22 protein-coding genes are annotated in these 22,237 nt (G+C 61.7%); 6 read left to right on the forward strand and 16 right to left on the reverse strand.

The window, feature by feature from the left end; translation table 11 throughout:
• Window positions 1-41: 41 nt before the first annotated feature.
• From KI610_RS18205 to KI610_RS18260, 12 genes are all read right to left on the reverse strand, one after another.
• Window positions 42-446 carry a YchJ family protein gene (locus KI610_RS18205; RefSeq protein ID WP_226496354.1) on the reverse strand — a complete coding sequence of 135 codons (405 nt, stop codon included), beginning with the start codon at window positions 444-446 and terminating at the stop codon, window positions 42-44.
• Complete coding sequence (locus KI610_RS18210) at window positions 443-1,360, reverse strand: recombination-associated protein RdgC (protein ID WP_226496355.1); 918 nt, start codon at window positions 1,358-1,360, stop codon at window positions 443-445. The genes KI610_RS18205 and KI610_RS18210 overlap by 4 nt, the downstream gene beginning before the upstream one ends.
• A 202-nt stretch (window positions 1,361-1,562) precedes the next feature.
• Window positions 1,563-2,183, reverse strand: coding sequence for a c-type cytochrome (locus KI610_RS18215; protein ID WP_226496356.1), 621 nt, complete (start codon window positions 2,181-2,183; stop codon window positions 1,563-1,565).
• A 64-nt stretch (window positions 2,184-2,247) separates the two neighbouring features.
• On the reverse strand, window positions 2,248-2,979 hold the full coding sequence (trmB, locus tag KI610_RS18220) for a tRNA (guanosine(46)-N7)-methyltransferase TrmB (RefSeq protein WP_226496357.1): 732 nt from the start codon (window positions 2,977-2,979) through the stop codon (window positions 2,248-2,250).
• Complete coding sequence (locus tag KI610_RS18225; RefSeq protein WP_226496358.1) at window positions 2,976-3,758, reverse strand: thiazole synthase; 783 nt, start codon at window positions 3,756-3,758, stop codon at window positions 2,976-2,978. The genes trmB and KI610_RS18225 overlap by 4 nt, the downstream gene beginning before the upstream one ends.
• A gap of 12 nt (window positions 3,759-3,770) precedes the next feature.
• Complete coding sequence (gene thiS / locus KI610_RS18230; protein ID WP_226496359.1) at window positions 3,771-3,974, reverse strand: sulfur carrier protein ThiS; 204 nt, start codon at window positions 3,972-3,974, stop codon at window positions 3,771-3,773.
• Between the two features lie 244 nt (window positions 3,975-4,218).
• Window positions 4,219-4,989 carry an SDR family oxidoreductase gene (locus KI610_RS18235; RefSeq protein WP_226496360.1) on the reverse strand — a complete coding sequence of 257 codons (771 nt, stop codon included), beginning with the start codon at window positions 4,987-4,989 and terminating at the stop codon, window positions 4,219-4,221.
• Complete coding sequence (locus tag KI610_RS18240; protein WP_226496361.1) at window positions 4,990-5,637, reverse strand: thiol:disulfide interchange protein DsbA/DsbL; 648 nt, start codon at window positions 5,635-5,637, stop codon at window positions 4,990-4,992. It lies immediately after the preceding gene.
• 9 nt (window positions 5,638-5,646) lie between these two features.
• A complete protein-coding gene (locus tag KI610_RS18245) occupies window positions 5,647-6,258 on the reverse strand; it encodes an SPOR domain-containing protein (protein WP_226496362.1) in 612 nt (203 codons plus the stop codon).
• A 9-nt stretch (window positions 6,259-6,267) separates the two neighbouring features.
• Complete coding sequence (gene argS, locus KI610_RS18250) at window positions 6,268-8,031, reverse strand: arginine--tRNA ligase (RefSeq protein ID WP_226496363.1); 1,764 nt, start codon at window positions 8,029-8,031, stop codon at window positions 6,268-6,270.
• Between the two features lie 52 nt (window positions 8,032-8,083).
• Entirely contained in the window at window positions 8,084-8,590 is a 507-nt protein-coding gene (locus tag KI610_RS18255; RefSeq protein ID WP_226496364.1) for a DNA-deoxyinosine glycosylase, read from the reverse strand.
• A 14-nt stretch (window positions 8,591-8,604) separates the two neighbouring features.
• Entirely contained in the window at window positions 8,605-10,125 is a 1,521-nt protein-coding gene (locus tag KI610_RS18260) for a GGDEF domain-containing protein (RefSeq protein WP_226496365.1), read from the reverse strand.
• A gap of 207 nt (window positions 10,126-10,332) precedes the next feature.
• Between KI610_RS18260 and ubiB the strand changes: the two genes are divergently transcribed.
• The 3 genes from ubiB to KI610_RS18275 all read left to right on the forward strand — a co-directional run bounded on the left by ubiB (window position 10,333) and on the right by KI610_RS18275 (window position 15,666).
• On the forward strand, window positions 10,333-11,853 hold the full coding sequence (gene ubiB / locus KI610_RS18265) for a ubiquinone biosynthesis regulatory protein kinase UbiB (RefSeq protein WP_226496366.1): 1,521 nt from the start codon (window positions 10,333-10,335) through the stop codon (window positions 11,851-11,853).
• A 6-nt stretch (window positions 11,854-11,859) separates the two neighbouring features.
• A complete protein-coding gene (locus KI610_RS18270; RefSeq protein WP_226496367.1) occupies window positions 11,860-15,138 on the forward strand; it encodes a DEAD/DEAH box helicase in 3,279 nt (1,092 codons plus the stop codon).
• Window positions 15,139-15,225: 87 nt separating this feature from the next.
• Window positions 15,226-15,666, forward strand: coding sequence for a DUF302 domain-containing protein (locus KI610_RS18275; RefSeq protein ID WP_226496368.1), 441 nt, complete (start codon window positions 15,226-15,228; stop codon window positions 15,664-15,666).
• A gap of 4 nt (window positions 15,667-15,670) precedes the next feature.
• On the opposite strand, the gene KI610_RS18280 is transcribed toward KI610_RS18275, so the two are convergent.
• The 3 genes from KI610_RS18280 to KI610_RS18290 all read right to left on the reverse strand — a co-directional run bounded on the left by KI610_RS18280 (window position 15,671) and on the right by KI610_RS18290 (window position 19,997).
• Window positions 15,671-18,277 carry a response regulator gene (locus KI610_RS18280; RefSeq protein WP_226496369.1) on the reverse strand — a complete coding sequence of 869 codons (2,607 nt, stop codon included), beginning with the start codon at window positions 18,275-18,277 and terminating at the stop codon, window positions 15,671-15,673.
• Entirely contained in the window at window positions 18,274-19,413 is a 1,140-nt protein-coding gene (locus tag KI610_RS18285) for an FIST signal transduction protein (RefSeq protein WP_226496370.1), read from the reverse strand. Before KI610_RS18285 ends, KI610_RS18280 begins: the two co-directional genes overlap by 4 nt.
• Before the next feature lie 83 nt (window positions 19,414-19,496).
• The gene (locus KI610_RS18290; RefSeq protein ID WP_226496371.1) at window positions 19,497-19,997 is read right to left on the reverse strand and encodes a CinA family protein; all 501 of its coding nucleotides are present in this window, start codon (window positions 19,995-19,997) and stop codon (window positions 19,497-19,499) included.
• Window positions 19,998-20,029: 32 nt separating this feature from the next.
• Between KI610_RS18290 and mobA the strand changes: the two genes are divergently transcribed.
• From mobA to KI610_RS18305, 3 genes are all read left to right on the forward strand, one after another.
• Complete coding sequence (mobA, locus tag KI610_RS18295; protein WP_226496372.1) at window positions 20,030-20,626, forward strand: molybdenum cofactor guanylyltransferase MobA; 597 nt, start codon at window positions 20,030-20,032, stop codon at window positions 20,624-20,626.
• A 108-nt stretch (window positions 20,627-20,734) separates the two neighbouring features.
• Window positions 20,735-20,917 carry a hypothetical protein gene (locus KI610_RS18300; protein WP_226496373.1) on the forward strand — a complete coding sequence of 61 codons (183 nt, stop codon included), beginning with the start codon at window positions 20,735-20,737 and terminating at the stop codon, window positions 20,915-20,917.
• Between the two features lie 313 nt (window positions 20,918-21,230).
• Window positions 21,231-21,674, forward strand: a complete 444-nt coding sequence (locus KI610_RS18305; protein ID WP_226496374.1) for a c-type cytochrome — start codon at window positions 21,231-21,233, stop codon at window positions 21,672-21,674.
• Window positions 21,675-21,804: 130 nt separating this feature from the next.
• Here KI610_RS18305 and KI610_RS18310 read toward each other — a convergent pair whose 3' ends face one another.
• Entirely contained in the window at window positions 21,805-22,125 is a 321-nt protein-coding gene (locus KI610_RS18310) for a hypothetical protein (RefSeq protein WP_226496375.1), read from the reverse strand.
• Between the last annotated feature and the right edge of the window lie 112 nt (window positions 22,126-22,237).

A 22,237-nucleotide genomic window follows, 5' to 3' on the forward strand; every position in this document is an offset into this window, starting at 1 on the left:
GGGGTATTCGTTTTCTTCAGAGGGTGGGCGCGGGCGCCCGGTCAAGCGGTGATGGTGCCTGGATCAATGTCGCCATCGACATAGAACCAGCGGCCGTCTTCGCGGACGAAGCGGCTGATTTCGTGCAGCCGATGGCCGCGTCCGGCGATGCGGTAGCGAGCGACGAATTCGACGGTGGCGTGATTTTCATCCTGCTGCGCGCAGCGTTTGATCTCCAGCCCGAGCCATTTGGTGCCGTCGTCTTCGGCCAGGTCCATGCTGGCCGGGCGGGTCGATGGATGCCAGCTGGCCAGCAGGTAATCTGCCAGCTTGAGTACGTAGGCGCTGTAGCGCGAACGCATGAGCGCCTCGGGCGTCATTTCATTTTTGGCCGAAAAATGCAGTTGACCGCAGCATTCGGCATAACGCCTGCCGCTGCCGCAGGGGCAGGCGTCGATGTCTTTCATTTTTCTTCGACGACCTCGCCGCCCAGCGCGTCGAGCAGTTGCGGCAGGAAACGCGACAGTTCGCCGGTCATCAGCGCGAAATCGGCGTCGAACTGCTCGTCGGCGTGTTCGGCCGATTTCTCGGCTTCTTCCTTGAGCAGGTCGAGGAAGGCGAGGCGCTTGATTTCCATCTTTTCGCCGAGGACGAAGGAAATGCGGTCATCCCAGGTCAGGGCCAGCTTGGTCGGCATCTTGCCGCTGGCCAGATGGGCCTTGATCTCGACACTGATCTCGTCACCATCGAGCGGATGACGAACGTAACGTACGGCCGCCTTTTCTTCGCCGGCCGCCTTCAGTTCGCAATCGCGGTCGATGGTGAAGCCGGCCGGGGCGTCGCCGCCAGCCAGCCAATCGGCCATCGCCGCTTGTGGCGAAACCTGGGTATGGAGCATGGTCAGCGGGAAGTCGTCGAGGCAATGACGCAGATGCTCGATGACCTCTTCGGCCTTGGCCGGGCTACCGGCATCGACGCAGAACCAGCCGTTTTGCGGATCAAGCCAGACGTAGGTCGTGCGGCGGCGAGTGAAGGCGCGCGGCATGAGTTCTTCCGTGACACGCTCGCGCAGTTCCTTGAGCTGTTTGCGGCCCGGGGCGTAACCCTGCTGGGCTTCGACCAGTTCGGCGCGTTCCTTGACCTCGTCATTGACCACCGACGACGGCAGCAGGCGCTGCTCGACGCTCAGGGCAATCATCCACTGCTGGCCGAGCGAATAGACCAGCGCGCCATCGCGGCGCGGCGATACCCAGCCCCGGCTCATCGGCTGGTTGCTCGGGCACTTCACGAACGGGCCGCGGGCCAGTTGTTCATCAAATTTGGCGAGGTCGATATTCCACGGCGTCGGCAGGCGGTAAAGCTGGAGATTACGGAACCACATGAATCATTCCCGGTTTGCTGTCATTGAGGCGCGAGAGTTTAACAGCCCGCCAACGTCGGCGCATGACGAGGCGACGACTAGCACCCGGACACGCATCGCCAAAGCCCTGAACAGGCGGCCATCTTGCTCGGCAAAAATAAAAATGCCGGCATCGCTGGATGCCGGCATTTCGCCATTTCGAGCGGCCACAGGCCGCCGGAGATTACTTGGCCGGTGCAGCGCCGCCCGTCTTGCTGACCATGAACTCGACGGCGGCCTTCATTTCGACATCGCTCAGATTGGCCAGACCACCACGGGCCGGCATCGAGTTGTGGCCGTTGATCGCGGACTTGATCAAAGGATCGACGCCATTTTGCAGACGCGGTTTCCAGTCGTTCATGTCACCCAGTTTCGGCGCGCCCTGTTTGCCACTGGTGTGACATTCCTGGCAGCGTTCCTTGACCACCTGTTCGCCAGTACGCGACTTCGCGGCCTTGGCGGCCTTCTTCGCATCGGCGGCCTTGCCGCCGCTGACCATGTAACCGACGGCGCGGGTCATCTCGAGATCGGACAACGCGGCCTGACCGCCGTGGGCCGGCATGTTGCGAACGCCACTGATGGCATTCTGCGTCAACTTGTCCAGGCCCTTGGCGGCGCGTTCGGCCCAGGCTGCCTGATCGCCGATCTTGGGAGCGCCATCCTTGCCGGTCGTATGGCAGGCGGCACAGACCGTATCGACGACTTCCTTGCCGGAACGATCAGCGGCCGATGCCGGGGCAGAAGACAGCGCAATTACCAGGAAGGGAAGCAACAAACCAGCGGAAGCAATTTTCGTTGTTTTCATGATTTCCTCATTTTTTCTGACAAATCCCGATTCTCATTCTACTCAGGCACCATTAATCTGCCAGCTATTTTTTGCGGAAAATCACGTCCCAAACGCCATGACCGAGGCGGATACCGCGGTTCTCGAATTTGGTCAGCGGGCGGTATTCGGGGCGCGGCGCAAAACCGTCGGCGCTGTTGGCCAAAGTCGGTTCGGCCGAGAGCACTTCCAGCATCTGGTGGGCGTACTCTTCCCAGTCGGTGGCGCAGTGGAAATAGCCGCCCGGCTTGAGGCGCGAGGCAAGCAGCGCGACGAAGGGCGACTGGATCAGCCGGCGTTTGTTGTGGCGCGCCTTGTGCCATGGATCGGGGAAGAAAACGTGCACGCCGTCGAGCGAAGCTTCGGGCAGCATGTCGCGGACGACTTCGACGGCGTCATGCTGGCAGATGCGCAGGTTGCTCAGCTCACGCTCGGCGATCTGCTTGCACAGCGCGCCAACGCCCGGCACATGCACTTCGACGCCGAGGTAATCGTTATCGCGGTTGGCGTCGGCAATCTTGGCCGTGGTTTCACCCATGCCGGTGCCGATTTCGAGGATTTTCGGGGCATTTCGACCGTAGACCGTAGCAAGGTCGATGGGCTGCGGGACATAGACGACGCCGATCTTCGGCATCATCTCGGCGTAGTAGTTTTCCTGCGCCGACGACATGCGGCCGGCGCGGCGGACGTAGCTCTTGATGTGGCCATAGCCCTCACGGCCTTCTTCGTAGACGCCTTCGCCGACGGCGGCCGGTTGAATCAGGGGGGTATCGCTCATGAGCCGATCAATCCGGAAGTCGGCGACGACGGGTCGGCCGAGTAGAGTTTGCGCGGCATACGGCCGGCCAGAAAAGCCTCGCGGCCCGCTTCAACGCCTTTCTTCATGGCGCTGGCCATGAGAACGGGGTTCTTGGCGTGGGCAATGGCGGTGTTCATCAGCACGCCGTCGCAGCCGAGTTCCATGGCGATAGCAGCGTCAGACGCCGTACCGACACCGGCATCGACAATGACCGGCACCTTGGCGTTGTCGATGATCAGGCGCAGGTTCCACGGATTGAGGATGCCCATGCCGGAGCCGATCAGCGAAGCGAGCGGCATGACCGCGACGCAGCCGATTTCTTCGAGCATCTTGGCCTGAATGGGATCGTCCGAGCAGTAGACCATGACATGAAAGCCATCCTTGACCAGGGTTTCAGCGGCCTTTAGGGTTTCCGGCATGTTCGGGAAGAGACTGGTCGGGTCGCCGAGGACTTCGAGCTTGCACAGCGGGTGGCCGTCGAGCAGTTCGCGGGCCAGACGCAGGGTGCGCACGGCGTCGTCGGCGGTGTAGCAGCCGGCGGTATTGGGCAGGATGGTGAATTGCGAGGGCGGCAGAGCGTCGAGCAGATTGGGCTGGCTCGGGTCCTGGCCGATGTTCATGCGGCGTATCGCCACGGTGACGATCTCCGAACCGGAGGCGTCGATGGCCGCCCGGGTTTCGGCGAAATCCTTGTACTTGCCGGTGCCGACCAGCAAACGGGAACGGTACGCCTTACCGGCGATAGTCAATTGATGCATGGAGCAGTCTCCTTAGCCGCCGCCGACGGCGACGACAATTTCAAGTTGGTCGCCCGACACCAGCGCCGTCGTGGCGTGCTGGCTCTTGGGGACGATTTCGCCGTTGCGTTCGACGGCGATGCGCTTGCCGGTGTAGCCGAGTTGTTCGATCAAGCCGGTCACGGTCAGCGCTTCGGAAAACTGGCGGGCTTCGCCGTTGATCTTGAGTTCTAGCATCAACCTTGAAACCTCAGTTGGACGCGGCTGATGGTGCGTTTGGGCGGGATGGCCGGCGCGAAGCGACGACGCGGCAGGCTCATGCCTGCCAGGAGGAGCGACAAAGCCGGGCGCCCGACCAAGCGTGCCAGCGGCCGCGTAGCGCTGTCACCCCATGGGTGAATTGATTCGAAGGCACAGAGGTCAGTATTCATGCGGCTGGACGGGGATGGGTAAGCGGTCAACTGAGGTTTCAAGGTTCAGGCTATTTTAACAAGCCGCGCGGCTTGCGCGGGGCGCTTGTGAACAGGCTATCGTATAGCCAGTTGGGCAGGACGCGCAGGATTTTGGCGACGACACCCATTGGCCAGGGAATGACCGAATAGCTGGTGCCACGGGCGATCACCGCGGCGAAACGGGATGCCGCCTGATCGACCGGCAGCAGGAACGGCATTTTGTAGGGATTGATTTCGGTCATCGGCGTTTCGATGTAGCCCGGCGCAATGGTGACGACCTTGATGCCGTAGGGTCGCATTTCGAGGCGCAGGCTTTCCAGGTAGGCGATGGCCGCCGCTTTCGAGGCCGAATAGGCCTCGGCACCGGGCAGACCGCGAATGCCGGCGACCGAGGCGATGCCGACCAGGCGTTTCTCGCCGGCCGCCGCCTTCATGGCGGGAATAAACGGGGCGAAGGTGGCCGCCATGCCAAAGACGTTGATGTCCATGATCCGGCGAAAGGCCGCGAGGTCTTCCTCGAATTCGGTAAGCGTTCCGGCTGAGACTCCGGCGTTGGCGATGATGATGTCCGGCGCGCCGAAGCGGGCAATGAAATCGGTAGCAGCGGCATGCAGGGCCGGCGCATCGCTGACATCGAGCGCGTAACAGGCATGCTGACCGCCCAGACGCTGGTTCAATGCCTCGAGAAATTCGTTTCGCCGCGCCGCCAGGCCCAGAATGGCGCCCTGGGCGGCGTAGTAAACGGCAAGCGCCTCGCCGATTCCCGACGAGGCGCCTGTGATGAAGACTTTAAGCGTCAATTATTTCTTGCCGGCGCCCTTGGATTTCTCGCTGCGCGCCTGAGCGATCAACTTGTCGGCAACAGCCAGCTTCTCGTTGAAGCCCATGTCGCCGATCAGGAACTTGCCATCGACTGCCAAAGCCGGCACACCCTGGATCTTGTAAGCCTGCGCCATCTGGTCGGCACGCTTGACCTTGCTCATGACACCGAAGGAGTTGAAGGTTTCGCCGAATTTCTTGGCGTCCACACCCTTCTTGACGACCCATTCGGTCAGCGTTCTTTCGTCGAACAGATTGACGCGCTCGCCATGAATCGCCCGGAAGACCTCGCCCTCAAGACGATGCAGGTCGCCGGTGATTTCCAGCGCGTAGTAGAGCTTGGCGATATTGGCCCAGGCAGCGCGCCCGAAGGTGATCGGCACCTTCTTGACGACCACGTCGGCCGGCAGCTTGGCGGCCCAAGCCGTCAGCAGCGGATTGAAATCGGCGCAATGCGGGCAGCCGTAGCTGAAAAACTCGAGGACTTCGATTTTCGCCGCATCCTCAGTCGGCTGGGCCGGGCTGATCGGTGTATAGGCCGGGCCCTGAGCAAACGACGGCATTGCTACGGTCAACCCGAAAAAAAGGGCAAAAACGGAACCGACGAAACTGCGACGTGCATCCTTCATTCGTAACTCCTATTTGGCAAGTTGGGCTTCAACGCCTGATTTGGCAAGCTCGGCACGGACTTTGTTCAATTCATCTATCTTGGTGTACGGACCGACACGGACCCGATAGAAGGTCTTGTCCTGAATCATGACCTGCTGGACAACGGCCTCTATACCCATAAACGCGAGCTTGGCCTTTTGGTTGTCAGCGTCCTGCGCCGTACTGAACGAACCGGCCTGCAGGAAGAGCGGTGTTTTCGACTCCTTGGAGTCTTCCTTCTTGTCCTCCTTCTTCGGCTCTTCCTTTTTGGCGTCCGGCTTGGGTACCTTGTCGGGCACCGCATCGGCCTTGCCAGGCAGGATGTCGTAGAACTGGAAGCGTTTTTCCGGAATCGGATCGCCCGGCTTGCCGGGCAGCGCCAGCGGCTGGCTCGGCTGACCGTTCTTGCCATTGGCCGCATCGCCCCGGGCCGGCGGCTGCGCCCGCTCGACAAAAGGCAGCGGTGACTTGTTGAGGTACCAGACGACGCCCGCCGCCATGCCGATGCCGATGACCAGACCAATGAACATGCCGACCAGCGTACCGCCAGCCGCCTTCTTTTTCGCCGGCTGGCTCTTGCGGGGCTTCATATCGCGACTCATGGCAATTCCTTACATGGATTCCGGACAGCTGACGCCCAGAATGGTCAGACCATTGCGTATCGTCTGGCGAACGGCGACGGCCAGGGCGACGCGGGCATCGCGCATGGCGGCATCGTCAACCAGCATGCGCTCGGCGTTGTACCAGCCATGGAACTCGCCGGCCAGATCCTTGAGGTAGAAGGCAATCAGGTGCGGCGCCAGTTCGCGGGCAGCGTTGTCGATCAGGTCACGGAATTCGGTCAGCTTGCTGGCAATCGCCAGTTCGCGCGGATTGCTGAGCAACGATAGGTTGGCATCTTCCAGCGTCGCCTGATCACCGGCCCACTGATTGACCACCGAACAGATGCGGGCGTGGGCGTACTGGATGTAATAAACCGGGTTCTCGTTGGTCTGGCTCTTGGCCAGATCAAGGTCGAAATCGAGGTGCTGGTCGGACTTGCGCAGGGCGTAGAAGAAACGGCAAGCATCGTTGCCGACCTCACTGCGCAATTCGCGCAGGGTGACGAACTCGCCGGAACGCGTCGACATCGATGCTTTCTGGCCATTGCGGTAGAGCACGGCGAACTGGACGAGCGCCACTTGCAACTTGCCGGCATCCAGACCAAGGGCGGTGATCGCGCCATTGACGCGGGAAATGTAACCGTGGTGATCGGCGCCCCAGATGTTGATGACCTTGTCGAAACCGCGCTCGAACTTGTTGAGGTGATAGGCGATGTCCGAAGCGAAATAGGTGTAGAGGCCGTTCTCGCGCTGGACGACACGATCCTTCTCGTCGCCAAACGTGGTCGACCTGAACCAGCGGGCGCCATTCTGAACGTACAGATGGCCGTTCTTTTCGAGCAGATCCACGCAGCGGGCAACCAGACCGGTATCGAACAATGCCTGCTCGGAGAACCAGACGTCGAAATGAACGCCGAACTCCTCCAGATCGTTGCGGCCGTCGGCCAATTGCTCGGACAAGGCGTGCTGATGGACATAAGGCCAGTCGGCGCCGAGCAAGGTCTTGGCGTTGGCGATCAGGGCATCGAGGTGCTGGTCGCGCTGGCGCTTGGCCTCGTCGTCGGCCCGCTCGGCGTCCGGCAAACCGGGCGTTCCGGCCAGCACGTCGGCTGCCGGGCGAACAAATTTGGTGCCGTGCGCGGCGCTCATCTGCTTGGCCATATCGCGCACATAGTCGCCCTGATAGGCATTGGGCAGGAAGGGCACATCGACGCCGTTCTGCTCGAGGTAACGCAGCCAGGTCGACAAGCCCAGGATGTCCATCTGCCGACCGGCGTCATTGACGTAATACTCGCGGGTCACATCCCAGCCGGCAAAGGTCAGCAGGTTGGACAACGAAGCGCCATAAGCCGCGCCGCGGCCATGGCCGACGTGCAGCGGGCCGGTCGGATTGGCCGAAACGAACTCGACCTGCACCTTTTGCCAGCCACCGAGTGTAGACCGCCCGAAATTCTCGCCCTCGGCCAGCACCGCCTTGACGACGCTCGTCTTGGCGCCGGCATCAAGGGTGAAATTGATGAAGCCGGCCCCAGCCACCTCAGCCTTGGTAACCAGCGCCGACACCGGCAATTCGTTGACCAACTGCTGGGCAATCTCACGCGGGTTTTTCTTCAGCGCCTTGGCCAACTGCATGGCCAGGTTGGTCGCGAAGTCACCGTGCGTCGGATCGCGCGGCCGCTCAAGTTGAATGGGGGTATCGGTTGCAGTCGGTGCAACGCTGGCCAGCGCCTGTTGCAGGAGGGCGGTCAGCTGGGATTTGACGTCTAGGGGCATTGATTTGGGGCGAAAATTTGCAAAACGTCGATTATACGCTGCCGATCCCTACTTATTTGGCCGGCGCAACAATCGCCGACCATGCCGCGAGCTTGTCTGCGTAGCGGCTGGCGGCATGGGCGGGACTGGTCGATGGCAAGCGAATCAACTGCAAATCCGCCCCCGGCAGGGTGGGCAAGACATAGCGGCGAAAAGTCGCCTCGGCTGCCCCTCCATTGAAGAAAACACGACGAATCCCACGGTGAACAGCAAAAAATGCCAAAAAATCATTAACACGAACCGAGTCTTTGACGATATCGGCATCCAGGCTGCTCGGCCGCTCGCCGGCGGCAATCACGTCCCACAGCGCGATGCCGGCCGAGCGCAAGCTCTCCAGCCGCTGCGCATAAGGCAGGTCGGGGCCGGCGCCGATCAGGTCGCCCATGATGCGCCAGAAGGCGTTTTGCCGGTTGGCGTAATACTCCTGCGCATTGAGCGAGGCCTTGCCGGGAAGACTGCCGAGAACGAGCACCCGCGCCGACGGATCGGCAACCGGCGGAAAGCCGTGACTCAAGTCCATCGACAAACGATCCTTCAGCCGCCCATCACGCGGTTCTTGCCGGCGCGTTTGGCCAGGTACATCGCCTGGTCGGCGCGCCGGATGGCGTCGGTAGCGGACTCGTCGACAGCCAGTTGGGCAACCCCGGCGCTGAAGGTGATCAGGATCTTTTCATTCCCCGCCATGTAGATCGCCTTGGTCAGTTCCCGCTGCAGGCGGGCCATGGCCTCGATGCCCTGTTCAAGCTTCGTATCCGGCATGACGACCACGAACTCTTCACCACCATAGCGGGCCAGCGTATCGCTCGGCCGCATGCTGCGCCGCGCCACATCGGCCAGATGAACCAAGGCACGATCGCCGGCCTCGTGACCGAGACTGTCGTTGAGCTTCTTGAAATTATCGATGTCGAGCAAGCTGACCGACAATGGTGCTTCCTTGCGCCGCATACTCGAAATTTCGCGATCCATCGCCTCCTCCAGCCCCTTGCGATTCAGGGCATCGGTCAGCGGGTCGTGGCGGGCGAGGGCACTGGCGCTATCCAGTTCCTGATGCAGGTGGATAAGCTCCGCCTCGGTCACCACCACCTTTTCCTGCAGACCTTTCAACTGTTCGCGCGAGATTGCCGTCTCCTCGGCCATCGCATGCGTCGCCGCGATAACGTCGTCGAGCAATGGCTTCAGATCCTCGATACGGGAAACCTGCTGGATCTGGCGGGCGCTGGCCTCGATCCGCCCCTCGAACTCGGTGCTCGACTGGTTCATTACGCCCAAACGCTCGATAAACTCGGCAAGCATATGGCGCATTTCAGCTTGCGCTTCGACCGAACGCGATTTGGCACGCCCCTGCTTCTCCATGACATCACGCAGGCGCCGTTCCATTTCATCGAGATGGCGCAGGGTCAAGGGCGGCGCCACGCTGGCCAACAGCCCGTCGATCTGCCCCTTGAGCCAACTGTCGTCCGTACTCAGTTCGCCGATGTTTTCAATAATCAGGTGCAGCAACTTGAGCAGGGAGCCCTTGATCTCGACCTGCTCCTCGGCCGCGAACACAGCCTGGTACGTCAGGCTGCCAAAGAGCGCCTGGACCTGCCCGATATCAACCGCCGGCTGCCGCAGCAACAGGAGCAGCTCACCGGCCACGCTGAGAATTCGTGAATCTTCTTCACCAAGCGCCGGCAGCACACACTCGACGAAACGCGCCAGCTTGCCGGCAAATTCACCCGGCAGGGCTGGCGCCAGGGCATGCATACCGACCTCATGGAGGCGCGACTCGCCAGCTTGCGCAAAGGCTGCCAAGGACTCCTTGACCCCCTGCCAGCTACGCTTGGCAATCGCGGCAGAAAGCCTGTCCAGCTGCTTTTTCTGCGCTTCGTTGCGGACCGGCAACTCGCCCAGCAGCTCCCGCAGTTGCGCCTCCGGAAATGCCGGGACATTGGGAAGATTGGCGATTTCGTTATAGCAAGCCTGGTAATTGGCCGGCGTCGGGGCCAATTGACTGCTCGCGAGTCGCCTGAGCGCCTCGCGAGCGATAACGGAGGGATGTTTCGGTTCGTTCATCAACGCTTCGAATGGCTAAGGGTGGCGGAGCATGACACTGGCAGGTTTCAATATCGAGTTTATCCCATTGCCCACGCCTCATTGCAAGATTGTTGGCGCAACCCGGCTGACTCAAACAGTCGCAAATCACGGGGGCGCAACCGCCGTTGGCGTGTTAACATGCTCGTTTAGCGATTTTGCCCGGCCCGGCCGGCGTTTACAGTCCACATGCGTCTCCTTCGTTTGCTCAAGATCGCCTCAGTCGCCAGCCGTTTCGGCCTCGACGAAATGGTGCTCGAACACGAGCCGAGCGGCCGCCTGGTGCGCCTTGCCAACGCCCTGCAATTCTGGCGCGACCTGTCGACGCCCCGCGCCGTCCGCCTGCGCCTCGCCCTCGAAGCGCTCGGCCCGATTTTCGTCAAGTTCGGTCAGGTACTGTCTACGCGACGCGACTTGATGCCGATGGACATTGCCGACGAACTGGCCAAACTTCAGGATCGGGTCCCGCCTTTCGCCTCCGACCTCGCCCTCGCCGAAATCGAAAAAGCCTATGGCCGACCGGCCAGTGAGGTTTTCGCCGAATTCGACCCGACACCAATCGCCTCCGCATCGATCGCGCAGGTCCATTTTGCCAAGCTGCACGCCGAAGATGGCGGCCATGAAGTCGCCGTCAAGGTATTGCGCCCCAACATGCTTTCGGTCATCGAGCACGATCTGGCGCTCATGGACAACCTGGCCATGCTGCTCGAAAAGCTGTGTGCCGACGGCAAGCGCCTCAAGCCACGGGAAGTGGTCGCCGAATTTGCCAAATACCTGCGCGACGAGCTCGACCTCATGCGCGAAGCGGCCAATGCCTCGCAACTGCGCCGCAACTTCACCGATTCGAAGCTGCTGATCGTCCCCGAGATTTACTGGGATTTCTGCACGTCGACCGTGATGGTCATGGAGCGCATGAAGGGCACGCCGATCTCGCAGATCGACAAGCTACGCGCCGACGGCATCGACCTCTCCAAGCTGTCGGCGGCCGGCGTCGAAATCTTCTTCACCCAGGTTTTCCGCGATGGCTTCTTTCATGCCGACATGCACCCCGGCAACATCTTCGTCGCCCCGGACGGCCGCTACATCGCGCTCGATTTCGGCATCGTCGGAACGCTGACCGATTCCGACAAGAATTACCTGGCGCAGAATTTCCTCGCCTTCTTCCGCCGCGACTACAAGCGCGTTGCCGAAGCTCACATCGAATCCGGCTGGGCGCCCAAAGACACCCGGGTCGACGAGTTCGAAGCCGCCATTCGCGCCGTCTGCGAACCAATATTTGACCGCCCGCTCAAGGATATTTCCTTCGGCAAGGTGCTACTCCGCCTGTTCCAGACATCGCGCCGCTTCAACGTCGAAATCCAGCCGCAACTGGTCATGCTGCAAAAGACCCTGCTCAACATCGAAGGCCTCGGTCGTCAGCTCGACCCGGAACTCGATCTGTGGACCACTGCCAAGCCTTTCCTCGAGCGCTGGATGAGCGAGCAGATTGGCTGGCGCGGGCTGCTTCGCAGCTTCAAGCAGGAAGCTCCCTATTTGGCCCGGACCATTCCGCAACTGCCGCGCCTTGTCCATCAGGCGCTGGCCCAGCCGGCCAAGGCTGACCTGCAACCGCAACTCGATCGCCTGATCGCCGTCCAGCAGCAGCAAAACCGCTGGCTGGCCATCATCGCCCTGCTCCTCGCGCTGCTTGTCGGCGCGCTGGTTGCCTGACCGCCGATGGCCGTAGTCAACCTCACCACCTTCACAGAAGAGAACATCGCCGAGTGGTTCGCCACGCGCGACATCAACAAGGCCCGGCCTTACGTTGACCTGGTTCGTGACCTGAGCATCGAGGGCAGCCAGATGCGTGCGCTGGTGCCTGGTTCGTCAAGCGAGCCCTACGTCGCGCAGGCCTACCTGAGCCAAGCCCAGAGTGGTGAGATGGCGGTGATCAGCCGGTGCACCTGCTCGGCCGGCAAGCATTGCAAACACGTTGCCGCCATGTTGCTCAAGGCTATCGAAGAGCGCAATCCGAAGGAGCACGTCAGCGGCAGCGCCTTGTCCTGGCTCGAAGACCTGCGCCGCGTCTCGGTCGCCGTCGCCAAGAAAAAGGCCCGTCCGGCCAGCGCCCGCCAGCAGCTGTTCTATATCCTGAAATGGACGGCCGACAAGCGCCAGTTCGGCATCGAGATCCGCAAGGGCAAGTATCCGGAGAGCGCCGAGGAATGGTGGAAGGTGGACCGCGCACTGGTCACCCCGCCGCAGTTCGTCAATGAAGAAGACCTCGGCATCCTGCGCCTGATCTGGGCTGACCGCGGCCATGAAACCGGCCTGCGCGCCTTCGGCCTGGGCCCCAAGAATGGCGCCGAAATCCTGCAACGCATGGCGGCCAGCCACCGACTGTACCCCGAGGACGATCTCGGTCTGCCGCTCAACGCCGGGCCAACCCGACCGGCCAGCATCGGCTGGCAGGTCGACGGCATGGGTTTCCAGCGGCCGCACCTCAAGCCGGATCCGTCGGCCGAGATGATCGTCGCCGTCGATCCGCCGTGGTACATCGATCTGGCCGAGGGCGAAGCCGGGCCGCTCGAGGTCACCGGCAATCCGGACGTGATCAACCGTCTGTTCTCGCTGCCGCCGCTCTCCGCCAACGAAGCGGCGCTGGTGGCCGAAGCGCTGTCCGAACTGGCACCCGACCTGCCCTTGCCTGGCTCCGATGCCGGTGCTCGCCTGCGCTTGGTCGATGCGCCGCTGATTCCCATCCTGCAACTCGAAACGCTGCATACGCACGGCCAACGGGCCTGGCGCAGCTATCCGCAGAACTTCGGCGGCGGCCCCTTCGATGTCGCCAAGGTCATTTTCCGTTACGGCGATGCCGACGTTCGTCCGGAAGAAAAGAGCGAATTCATCACCCTGCCGGAAGGCGAAACCATCCGCCTGAAGCGCCGCCCGGACGATGAAGCCAAGTCGCTGCTGGCGCTTGAAGGCTGTGGCCTGCAGAAGATTCCCGGGCACACCCTGCACACCTTCGGTAGCCCGCCGGAGGGCATTTACGGGCTGGCCGAAGAGGCCAGCTGGGTACCCTTCATGCAGGACGGCACCCTGCGCCTCAAGGAAGCTGGCTGGCAGATCGAGTTCCCCGAGGACTTCCGCCACCACGTCATCGAAGTCGATGGTTGGGAGGCCGAGCTTTACGAGGCTGATAACGGCTGGTTCAACCTCGACATGGGCGTCATGGTCGAAGGCGAGCGCCTGCCGCTCGCTCCCTTGCTGGCCAATCTTTTCCGCACTGACCCGCGCTGGCTCGAAGCGACCGAACTCGAACGCGTCCCCGACGACGAGGGCATCGATCTCTACACCCCCCGCGGCAAGCGCCTGCGCGTCCCGGCCGGCCGCCTCAAGCCGCTGGCCGCGACGCTGATCGACCTGTTCGACGGTTTTACCGGCGGCAACACGCTGCGCCTGTCGCGCTTCGATGCGCCACGCCTGGCCGAACTCTCCGACATCAGCCGCTGGCAGTTCCGCGGCCAGAGCGACATCATGGCCCTGGCCGAGCGCCTGCTCAAGGCGCAGGGCATTGGCGATGTCGAGCCGCCGGCCGGTTTCAAGCTCGACCTGCGCCCTTACCAGAAGGAAGGCCTGGCCTGGCTGCAGTTCCTGCGCGAGCACAATCTGTCCGGCATCCTGGCCGACGACATGGGCCTCGGCAAGACGGCGCAGACGCTGGCCCACCTGCTCATGGAAAAGGAAGCCGGGCGTCTCGACAAGCCGGCCCTGATCATCCTGCCGACCTCGCTGATCTTCAACTGGAAGAACGAGGCGGCGCGCTTCGCCCCCGACCTCAAGGTGTTGTCGCTGCATGGCCCCGAGCGCAAGGTCCTGTTCCCGCAAATCATGCAGCACGACGTGGTGCTGACGACCTATCCGCTGCTTTGGCGCGACGCCGAGGAATTGATGCAGCACAGCTACCACCTGCTCATTCTCGACGAGGCGCAGACGGTCAAGAACGCCCAGAGCCAGAGCGCCGAGGCGGTGCGCAAGGTCGATGCCCGGCATCGCCTGTGCCTGACCGGTACGCCACTGGAAAACCATCTCGGCGAATTGTGGAGTCAGTTCGACTTCCTGCTGCCCGGCTTCCTCGGCACCAGCAAACAGTTCACCCGCCACTGGCGGACGCCGATCGAGAAGCAGGGCGACCTCCGTCGCCGCACCCTGCTCGCCCGCCGCATCCGCCCCTTCATCCTGCGCCGCAAGAAGGAAGACGTCGCCCAGGAACTGCCGCCGAAAACCATCATCATCCGCAGCGTCGAACTCGAAGGCGCCCAGCGCGACCTCTACGAAACGGTGCGCGCCGCAATGGATGCCAAGGTCCGCGACGAAATCGCCAACCGCGGCTTCGCGCGCAGCCAGATCGTCATCCTCGATGCCCTGCTCAAGCTCCGTCAGGTCTGCTGCGATCCGCGCCTGGTCAAGGCCACGGCGGCCCGCAAGGTGCCGGAACGGGCCAAGCTCGATCTGCTCATGGCGATGTTGCCCGAACTGGTCGACGAAGGTCGCAAGGTTCTGGTTTTCTCGCAATTCACCAGCATGCTGGCGCTCATCGAGCACGAACTCGACAAGGCCGGTATCGCCTACGTCACGCTGACCGGCGACACGGTCGACCGCGAAGTGCCGATCCGCCGTTTCCAGGACGGCGAAGTGCCGATTTTCCTGATCAGCCTGAAGGCTGGCGGCGTCGGCCTCAACCTGACCGCGGCCGACACCGTGATCCACTACGATCCGTGGTGGAACCCGGCCGTCGAAAACCAGGCTACCGACCGTGCCCACCGCCTCGGCCAGGACAAGCCGGTGTTCGTCTACAAGCTCATCGTCAGCGGCAGTATCGAGGAAAAGATTCTTGCCTTGCAGGAACGCAAGGCGGAACTGGCCGCCGGTATCCTGTCCGACGACTATCGCGTCGACGTCAAGTTCGGCACCGACGATCTCGCCGCGCTGTTCGAGCCGCTGCCTGAATAAGATTTTTGGCTGTTTTTTCGTGTCGACCGCAGGCGCAGGACATCGCCTACAATGAACGCATCAGAAATCGCTAATACAGGAACCCGCATGCGCCACCTCACATTTCTGCTGTGCTTCGCGCTGGCCGCTACAGTGGCCCAAGCCGATGAGTGGATGGTCAAACGAAAGCTGGCCGGCAATTTTGTCGACACCCGCGACGCCATCGTCATGGCCATCGAAAACCGCGGGCTGGTGATCAATTACACCTCGCATATCGCCGACATGCTGAACCGCACCGGCGCGGATATCGGCGCGACGCGCCAGATCTTCGAGCAGGCGGAAATCATCGAATTCTGCTCGGCCGGGTTGTCACGCAAAATGATGGAAATGGACCCGCACAACATCGTTTTCTGCCCGTTCGCCATCTCGATCTACACCCTGCCCGGCGAAAAACACACGACCTGGGTGAGCTATCGACAGCCCCAAGGTCCCGCCGCCAAGCTGGTCGCCCCACTGCTCCAGGCAATCGCCGCCGAAGCGGGACTTTAAGATTTCAAATTTGGACGGTTTTTCCGGTTGACCGTGGCAGTTGGGAAAATCCGGGACTTGCGCCTGTCGCGCCGCCCAGCCAGTGGTACAAAGCTGTATAAAGCAGGGTCGGATTGACCGGCTTGGTGACAAAATCGTTCATGCCGGCCAGCAGACACTGCTCGCGATCTTCAGCAAAGGCATTGGCGGTCATCGCCAGAATCGGCAAGCTCCGGCCATCCGGCAGCTGACGAATGCGCCGGGTCGCCTCCAGCCCATCCATGCGCGGCATCTGCATGTCCATGAGGACCAGCCCGTAGTTGTTCCGGGACACCTTGTCCACCGCCTCGATACCATCCTCGGCCACATCGATGGCCAGGCCGACGTCTTCCAGCAGCATCTGCGCCACTTCACGGTTGATCGGCTCATCCTCGACGAGCAGGACAAGCCGTCCGGCAAATTTGCTGCGCAGCATGGCCTCGACGTCACTGCCCCGCACCGGGGAAGACGGAAAGCCGCTGTCATCCAGTTGGCGCTTGAGGCGCGCCGTGATCCAGAACACGCTGCCTTTGCCCGGCGTACTATCGCCTCCCGCCTCGCCGCCCATCAAGGCCGCCAGATGCCGGGTGATCGCCAGTCCGAGGCCGGTGCCACCATACTTTCGGGTGGTCGACGGATCGGCCTGCTCGAAGGGTGAAAACAACCGGGCGAGGGCTTCGGGCGCAATGCCGATGCCGGTATCCGAAACCTCCAGCCGGATCAGCACGCTGTCCGCATTTTCCTCTAGCACCTTGCAACGCAGCCTGATCGTGCCGCGCTCGGTGAATTTGATCGCGTTATTGGCGTAGTTGAGCAGCGCCTGACGCAGCCGCGTCGCGTCACCGAGCAGGCAGCCCGGCAGCACGGCGGACTCGACGCGCAAGGCCAGGTTCTTCTCGCGCGCCGGCCCGGCCAGTATTTCGGCAACCTCGTTCATCAGGCGGGGCAGCATGAGCGGCGCCTCTTCAAGCACCAGCTTGCCGGCCTCGATTTTCGACAAGTCGAGAATGTCGTCGATGATCGACAGGAGGTGCTGACCCGAAGCTTCAATACGATTCAGCGGCACCTTCAGGGCATCGTCCACCCCGCCGCGGCGCATCAGGTACACCGAACCGAGAATGGCGTTCATCGGCGTCCGGATCTCATGGCTCATGTTGGCCAGGAAGGCACTCTTCGCCCTGGTCGCCGACTCAGCCAGATCCTTCGCCTCGCGCAACTCCTGCTCGACCCGCTTGCGTTCGCTGATGTCGCTGACGAAGGTGATGAAACGCGCCGGTTCGCTGGCCGTCTCCGGCCGAAAATAGATGTTGAGGTGCACTGGAATCAGGTGGCCGTCGCGGTGCCGATTCCAGCTATCCAGGCTGGCGCGGCCGGTCTGCCGAATTTCCGCCGTCGCTTCGAAAAATCCGCCCGGGGGAAAGGCCGGGTCAATATCGGGCACGCCGAGAAGCAGCAATTCGTCGACCGAATAGCCGAGTATCTCGGCCGCGACATGATTGACGTACACAAAACGTCCGTCAGCATCGACCCAATGGATGCCCAGCCCCACCCGGTCCATCGCAAACTGGGTTTGTTCGAGGCGGGCATTGGCCTGCGCCAGGTCACGGGTACGTTCGGCCACCATCGTTTCAAGATGGCGCCGATGCTGCTCCAGTTCGGCTTCGCTATTGCGCAAGGCCTCCTCGACCCGCCGGCGCTCGGTAATATCCCGCGCCACGCCAAGCACGCCGATCAACTCCCCCTCCTTGTCGCGCATTGGCGTCTTGATCGTCTCGAAGAGCCCACGATAGCCGTTGTCGGCGAACGTCAGCCATTCCTCGTTAATCGTCGGACCACCGGCAGCGGCCGCCGCCCGATCGTTCTCGCGGAAAAATTCGGCCAGTTCCTTGCTGACGAAATCATCATCGGTGCGCCCAACAATGTCGTATTCACTCGCGTTGTAGAGCCGCGAAAAACTCGGATTGCACGACAAATAGACACCGTCTGGATCCTTGACCCAAGCCAGGTCGGGGATCGCGGCATAGAGCGAATCGAGAAAAGCCCGCTCGCGTTCACTCTGGGTCAGCGCCACTGCCAGCTCGGCGCGCGCGTCATCGCGGTCATTGGCCAGCGCCTGGGTCAATCGCTCATTGTTGCGACAAAGAATAATCGCCTTGGCCAGATTGGCCAGCACCGGCTGGAATATCTGCGTCAGAGGGAGCTCGGAGGCAGGTGCTGCAGGCGACAAAAGCAGGATGGTGTACTGCGCGTCCACCGGCAGGCGAAGACAATAAACATAAGCCTCGTCGAGCGAAAACGCGCGCAGCAGAGCGGCGTCGTCGAGCAACTGGACTTTGCCGGCAAGCAAGCCGGCCGGCAAATTGAAAGTCGCCCCGTGGCGTTCGGCCAGCCGGTAGTCGCCGACAGAGGTTTCGAGCGTGGCCGATACTCCGAACTCCGTAACATTCGGCGCTGCCAGGACCACACCGGCCGGAAACGAGGTATGGAAAAGCAGGCGCTGCAGCGTTTTCTTGAGCAGGCTGTCGAGGCCGACCTCGCCGCCGATGGTCAGCGAAAGATCATAAAGTACGCTGATAATCTGCTCGCGATTCATGGCACGGGCCAGGGCGAACAGACCAGGGTTGCATTGTGGAACATCGGGTAGCCCCAGCGCACCGTACTGCCTATCTCCCCGAGCGACAGGGCGCCAGCCAGCTCGCCAACACCTGTTGCCGCCTGCAGCTCGGCCAGTTCCTCTTCGGCATCGCCGCCGAGATGCATGCGCCGACCGGCACAATAAAATACCAGCAACTGCGTCCCCTGCAGCGAGCCATGGGCACTACGCAGATGCTCGGCCAGCCGACCAATGCAGCCATGCGCCCCGGCAGCAGGCGCCTGGAGCAAAACCAGCATGGCGTTCTCAGGAATTTCGCCGACACAGAAGAGCGAACCATCATCAGCCAGCGCCACGGGAATGCGCACCACGACGTCCCCATTGGCGCGCAGGATGCCGAACGGGAAATGCACGGCGTACTCGTAAAAATTATCACGCGTCAGGTCGATGCCGTATTGCGCCTTGATGATTTCCTGATAGACGTCGAATGCCGGCCGCCAGTCGATCATGGCGACCCGGTTGCCCTCGGTCGACGTCGCACTCATCGCCCGTTCCGGCTGCTCGAAGCCATGCTCAAGCGTCGGCGCCATGGTGCCAGGCAAGAGCAGGCCAAGGACTCCGTCGCCCAGCACCTGCCTGTCGTCGAACAGGCAGGGCATAGGCTGAAATGTCTCGCTACCGGCATTGACGCCGCCGTACTCGACGCGATTCGACAGCTCAAGATAGATGCCGTCGAGAAGGCTGGCAACATTGGGCAGCATGCCATCGAAAACCATGAACAAGGTCGGCTTCGGCGCCCCGGGCGGATAGGTTTTCAAGCCCTCGCGCGCCGCCGCGACCACCGCCCCGACGGCATCGGCCGCCGTGTTTAGCGCCGGCAACAGGAAATGCGGCGGCATCTGATCGAAACAGAGGAGCCAGACGCCGTGGGTCAGAAAACGCCGCTCGCCGACCAAAGCCGGGAAAATGCCACCGGCCAAAGCCAGGCCGCGCTCCCGACAAGCCTCCTGCAATACCGAAAGATGATCTTTTTCCGCCTCCGGCAACAAGGCTACAACGCCCGCCCCAGCCTGACTTGGAGACCATTCGTTCAGTGCCTGATCGATGGATTCGCGATTGAGCTCAACGTAACGCATCGATGTCACCCGGCCGACTTTGCATGGTGTTTTTTTTCGAATTTTTGTGTTATTTCCGAGTATCCCGGAAAACCCCGACTGCCTCAAGCGCTATAAACAGTCGCCTCAACTCGTTCAATCAGGCCATTGAGCGCGTGGCGGACAGATTGCTCGCGAACCGCCGCCCGATCGCCGCTGAAAAGGCAGGTCTGCGCCTCGCATCCCGCATCCTTGCCGGCCCAGGCAAAACAGACGGTGCCCACCGGCTTGTCCGGCGAACCGCCACCCGGCCCGGCGATGCCGGTAATCGCCACCGACCAGTCGGCCCGGCTATGCGCCAGAACCCCCTGCGCCATCGCCCTCGCGACGGCTTCGGAAACGGCGCCATGGCGCTCCAGCACGCTTTCGGGAACGCCCAGCATGTCGACCTTGGCGGCATTGGAATAAGTGACGAAACCACGGTCGAACCATGTCGAGCTGCCGGCAATCGCCGTCACCGACTGGGCAAGCCAGCCGCCGGTACAGGACTCGGCAGCCGCCAGCCATTCGCCACGCTCGATGAGCAGGCGGCCAAGACTTTCGGCAAGTTTTTCCAGTTCGGACATAATGGTCAATCCTAGCATGTGACCCAGAAGCAATGCCTATCCCGACCGCCAAAGAACCCGAAGAGCTGATTACCGGCGTCATCCTGGCCGGCGGACTGGGAACGCGCATGGGTGGCGTCGACAAGGGATTGCAGCTCTATGACGGCAAAGCGCTGGTCTGGCATGTTGCCAAGCGCCTGGCCCCACAGGTCGACCACCTGTTGATCAACGCCAACCGGAGCACGGCAGAATACGCGGCCTTCGGCTACCCGGTACTGGCCGACGAGATCACTGGCTTCGCCGGTCCGCTTGCCGGTCTGCATGCCGCCCTTGCTGCCGCCAAAACACCGCTGGTTCTCACGGCGCCTTGCGATTCGCCCGAGCTGCCGCTCGATCTGGTCAATCGTCTATACGGCGCTCTGCGAAATACACAAGCAAACCTGGCCATCGCCAAGGCCGGTGGCCGTCTGCACCCGGTATTTTGCCTGTGCCGCTGCTCGCTTCTAGCGCCGCTGGAAGCCTACCTTGAGGGCGGAGGCCGCAAGGTTGCGGCATGGTGCGCCGACATGGCTGCCATTGAAGTCGATTTTTCCGATCAAAGCGAAGCCTTCGGCAACTTCAACACACTGGACGACCTGGCGAAAAGCTGAGCCCGACAGGCTCGCAAAGAACCTGTGGTAAACCGATATTGCACCGCAACATATTAGGGCTATACTCGACTGGCAGAAACCATAATTGTCCATAAATCGAGAACAGCCATGAACGTCAAGATCCATTACCGCATTACCCAGGACCGCGCCGGCATCCCGCAGGACTACTCGGGCGCCCGCCATTTCGTCGTAAGTGAAGGCGAAGCCATTGAGGACATTGCCATGCACCAGCTCGCAACCGATTACCAGGTGCCGAAAAGCGCTGTCGAGATCTGCCGCATCGAAAGCTGAGTCGCCGAAAAACTGGCGAAAAGCCATCGGCACGGCACGCCCGAAAAGGCGCTTCCGTGCCTTTTTTACGCTTGCTCGCCAGCCTTGTGCATCGCACAAACTTAGTACAGCCACATTTTGTTACAGAAGGCTACGAAAGAACGACAGACTTCGGGGGCTCGGGAACCTACACTGCAACTGTGCATTGAACCCCTCCTCTCGAAATTCCCCCTTTCGAGAATTTCAACCCCGCCGCTGGCGGGGTTTTTTTTGCTCAGCCGCCGCCCCGCGCCGTTATAATGGTGTTTTTAAACATTGCACTGGGGTCTTGAGCATGGCCGAGCAACATTCTTCCAAGAGCATCATGTGGGCAACGATCATCGTCGCCGCCATTCTGATTGCTGTCATTTACCCGCTGACCGCCAACAAGGGCGGCTCCACGGCAACCACCAGCAGCGCTGCCGACGAAGCAGACATTCGCATTCAACCGGTTGCCCGATTTGAACTGGCCAAGGCCGAAGCACCCGCCGCCAGCGGCCCTCGCGATGGCGCAACGATTTACAACACGGTCTGCGGCGCCTGCCACAACACCGGCGCAGCCGGCGCTCCGAAGATCGACGACAAGGCTGCCTGGGCACCGCGTCTCGCTACCGGCAAGGATGCGCTGATCAAGAGCTTGACCAATGGCAAGGGTGCCATGCCCCCGAAGGGCGGCGCCACGCTGTCCGACGACGAAATCAAGGGTGCAGTCGAATACGTGATGGGCAAGGCGAAATAAGACTTCGTCGCTCACATCAAGGGAGGCTGCGGCCTCCCTTTTTCGTGGACGTAATTTTCGTGGACGTAAAAAAGGGCGCCTCGTGGGCGCCCGGTCTTGTGCCGCTTTTGGCTGGCAGCGACTGACTTCCTTACTTCTTGACCGCTTCGGCAGCCTTTACAGCTTCCGGTGCCACAGCGGGTGCGGCGGCCGCAGCCGGCTCGACGGCCTTCTTCGCCTTCTTGACCTTGGCAACCGGCTTGGCTTCTTCCTTTTTCACTTCCGTGGCGGCGACGGCCGGCTTGGCTTCCGGCGCCTTGACGGCTTCAGCAGCCTTCGGGGCTTCGGCCTTGACGGTGGCGGCGACCGGGGCGGCAGCAGCCTTCACTTCAGCAGCGGCTGGTTTGACATCAGCGGCGTGGGCAACACCAAAAGCGGTGGCAAGGATGATGGCGACGAGTTGTTTGGTCATTTTTGATTCTCCAGTGTTGTTGATTCGGTTTTTGATCCGGCTTTGCAAAATTGCGCTGCCTTGTGCCGAATAACGCGACTGGTTACTGCCCGGATGTCATGAGCAGCGTAAC

This window comes from Ferribacterium limneticum (assembly GCF_020510565.1).
Taxonomy (GTDB): Bacteria; Pseudomonadota; Gammaproteobacteria; order Burkholderiales; family Rhodocyclaceae; genus Azonexus; species Azonexus limneticus_B.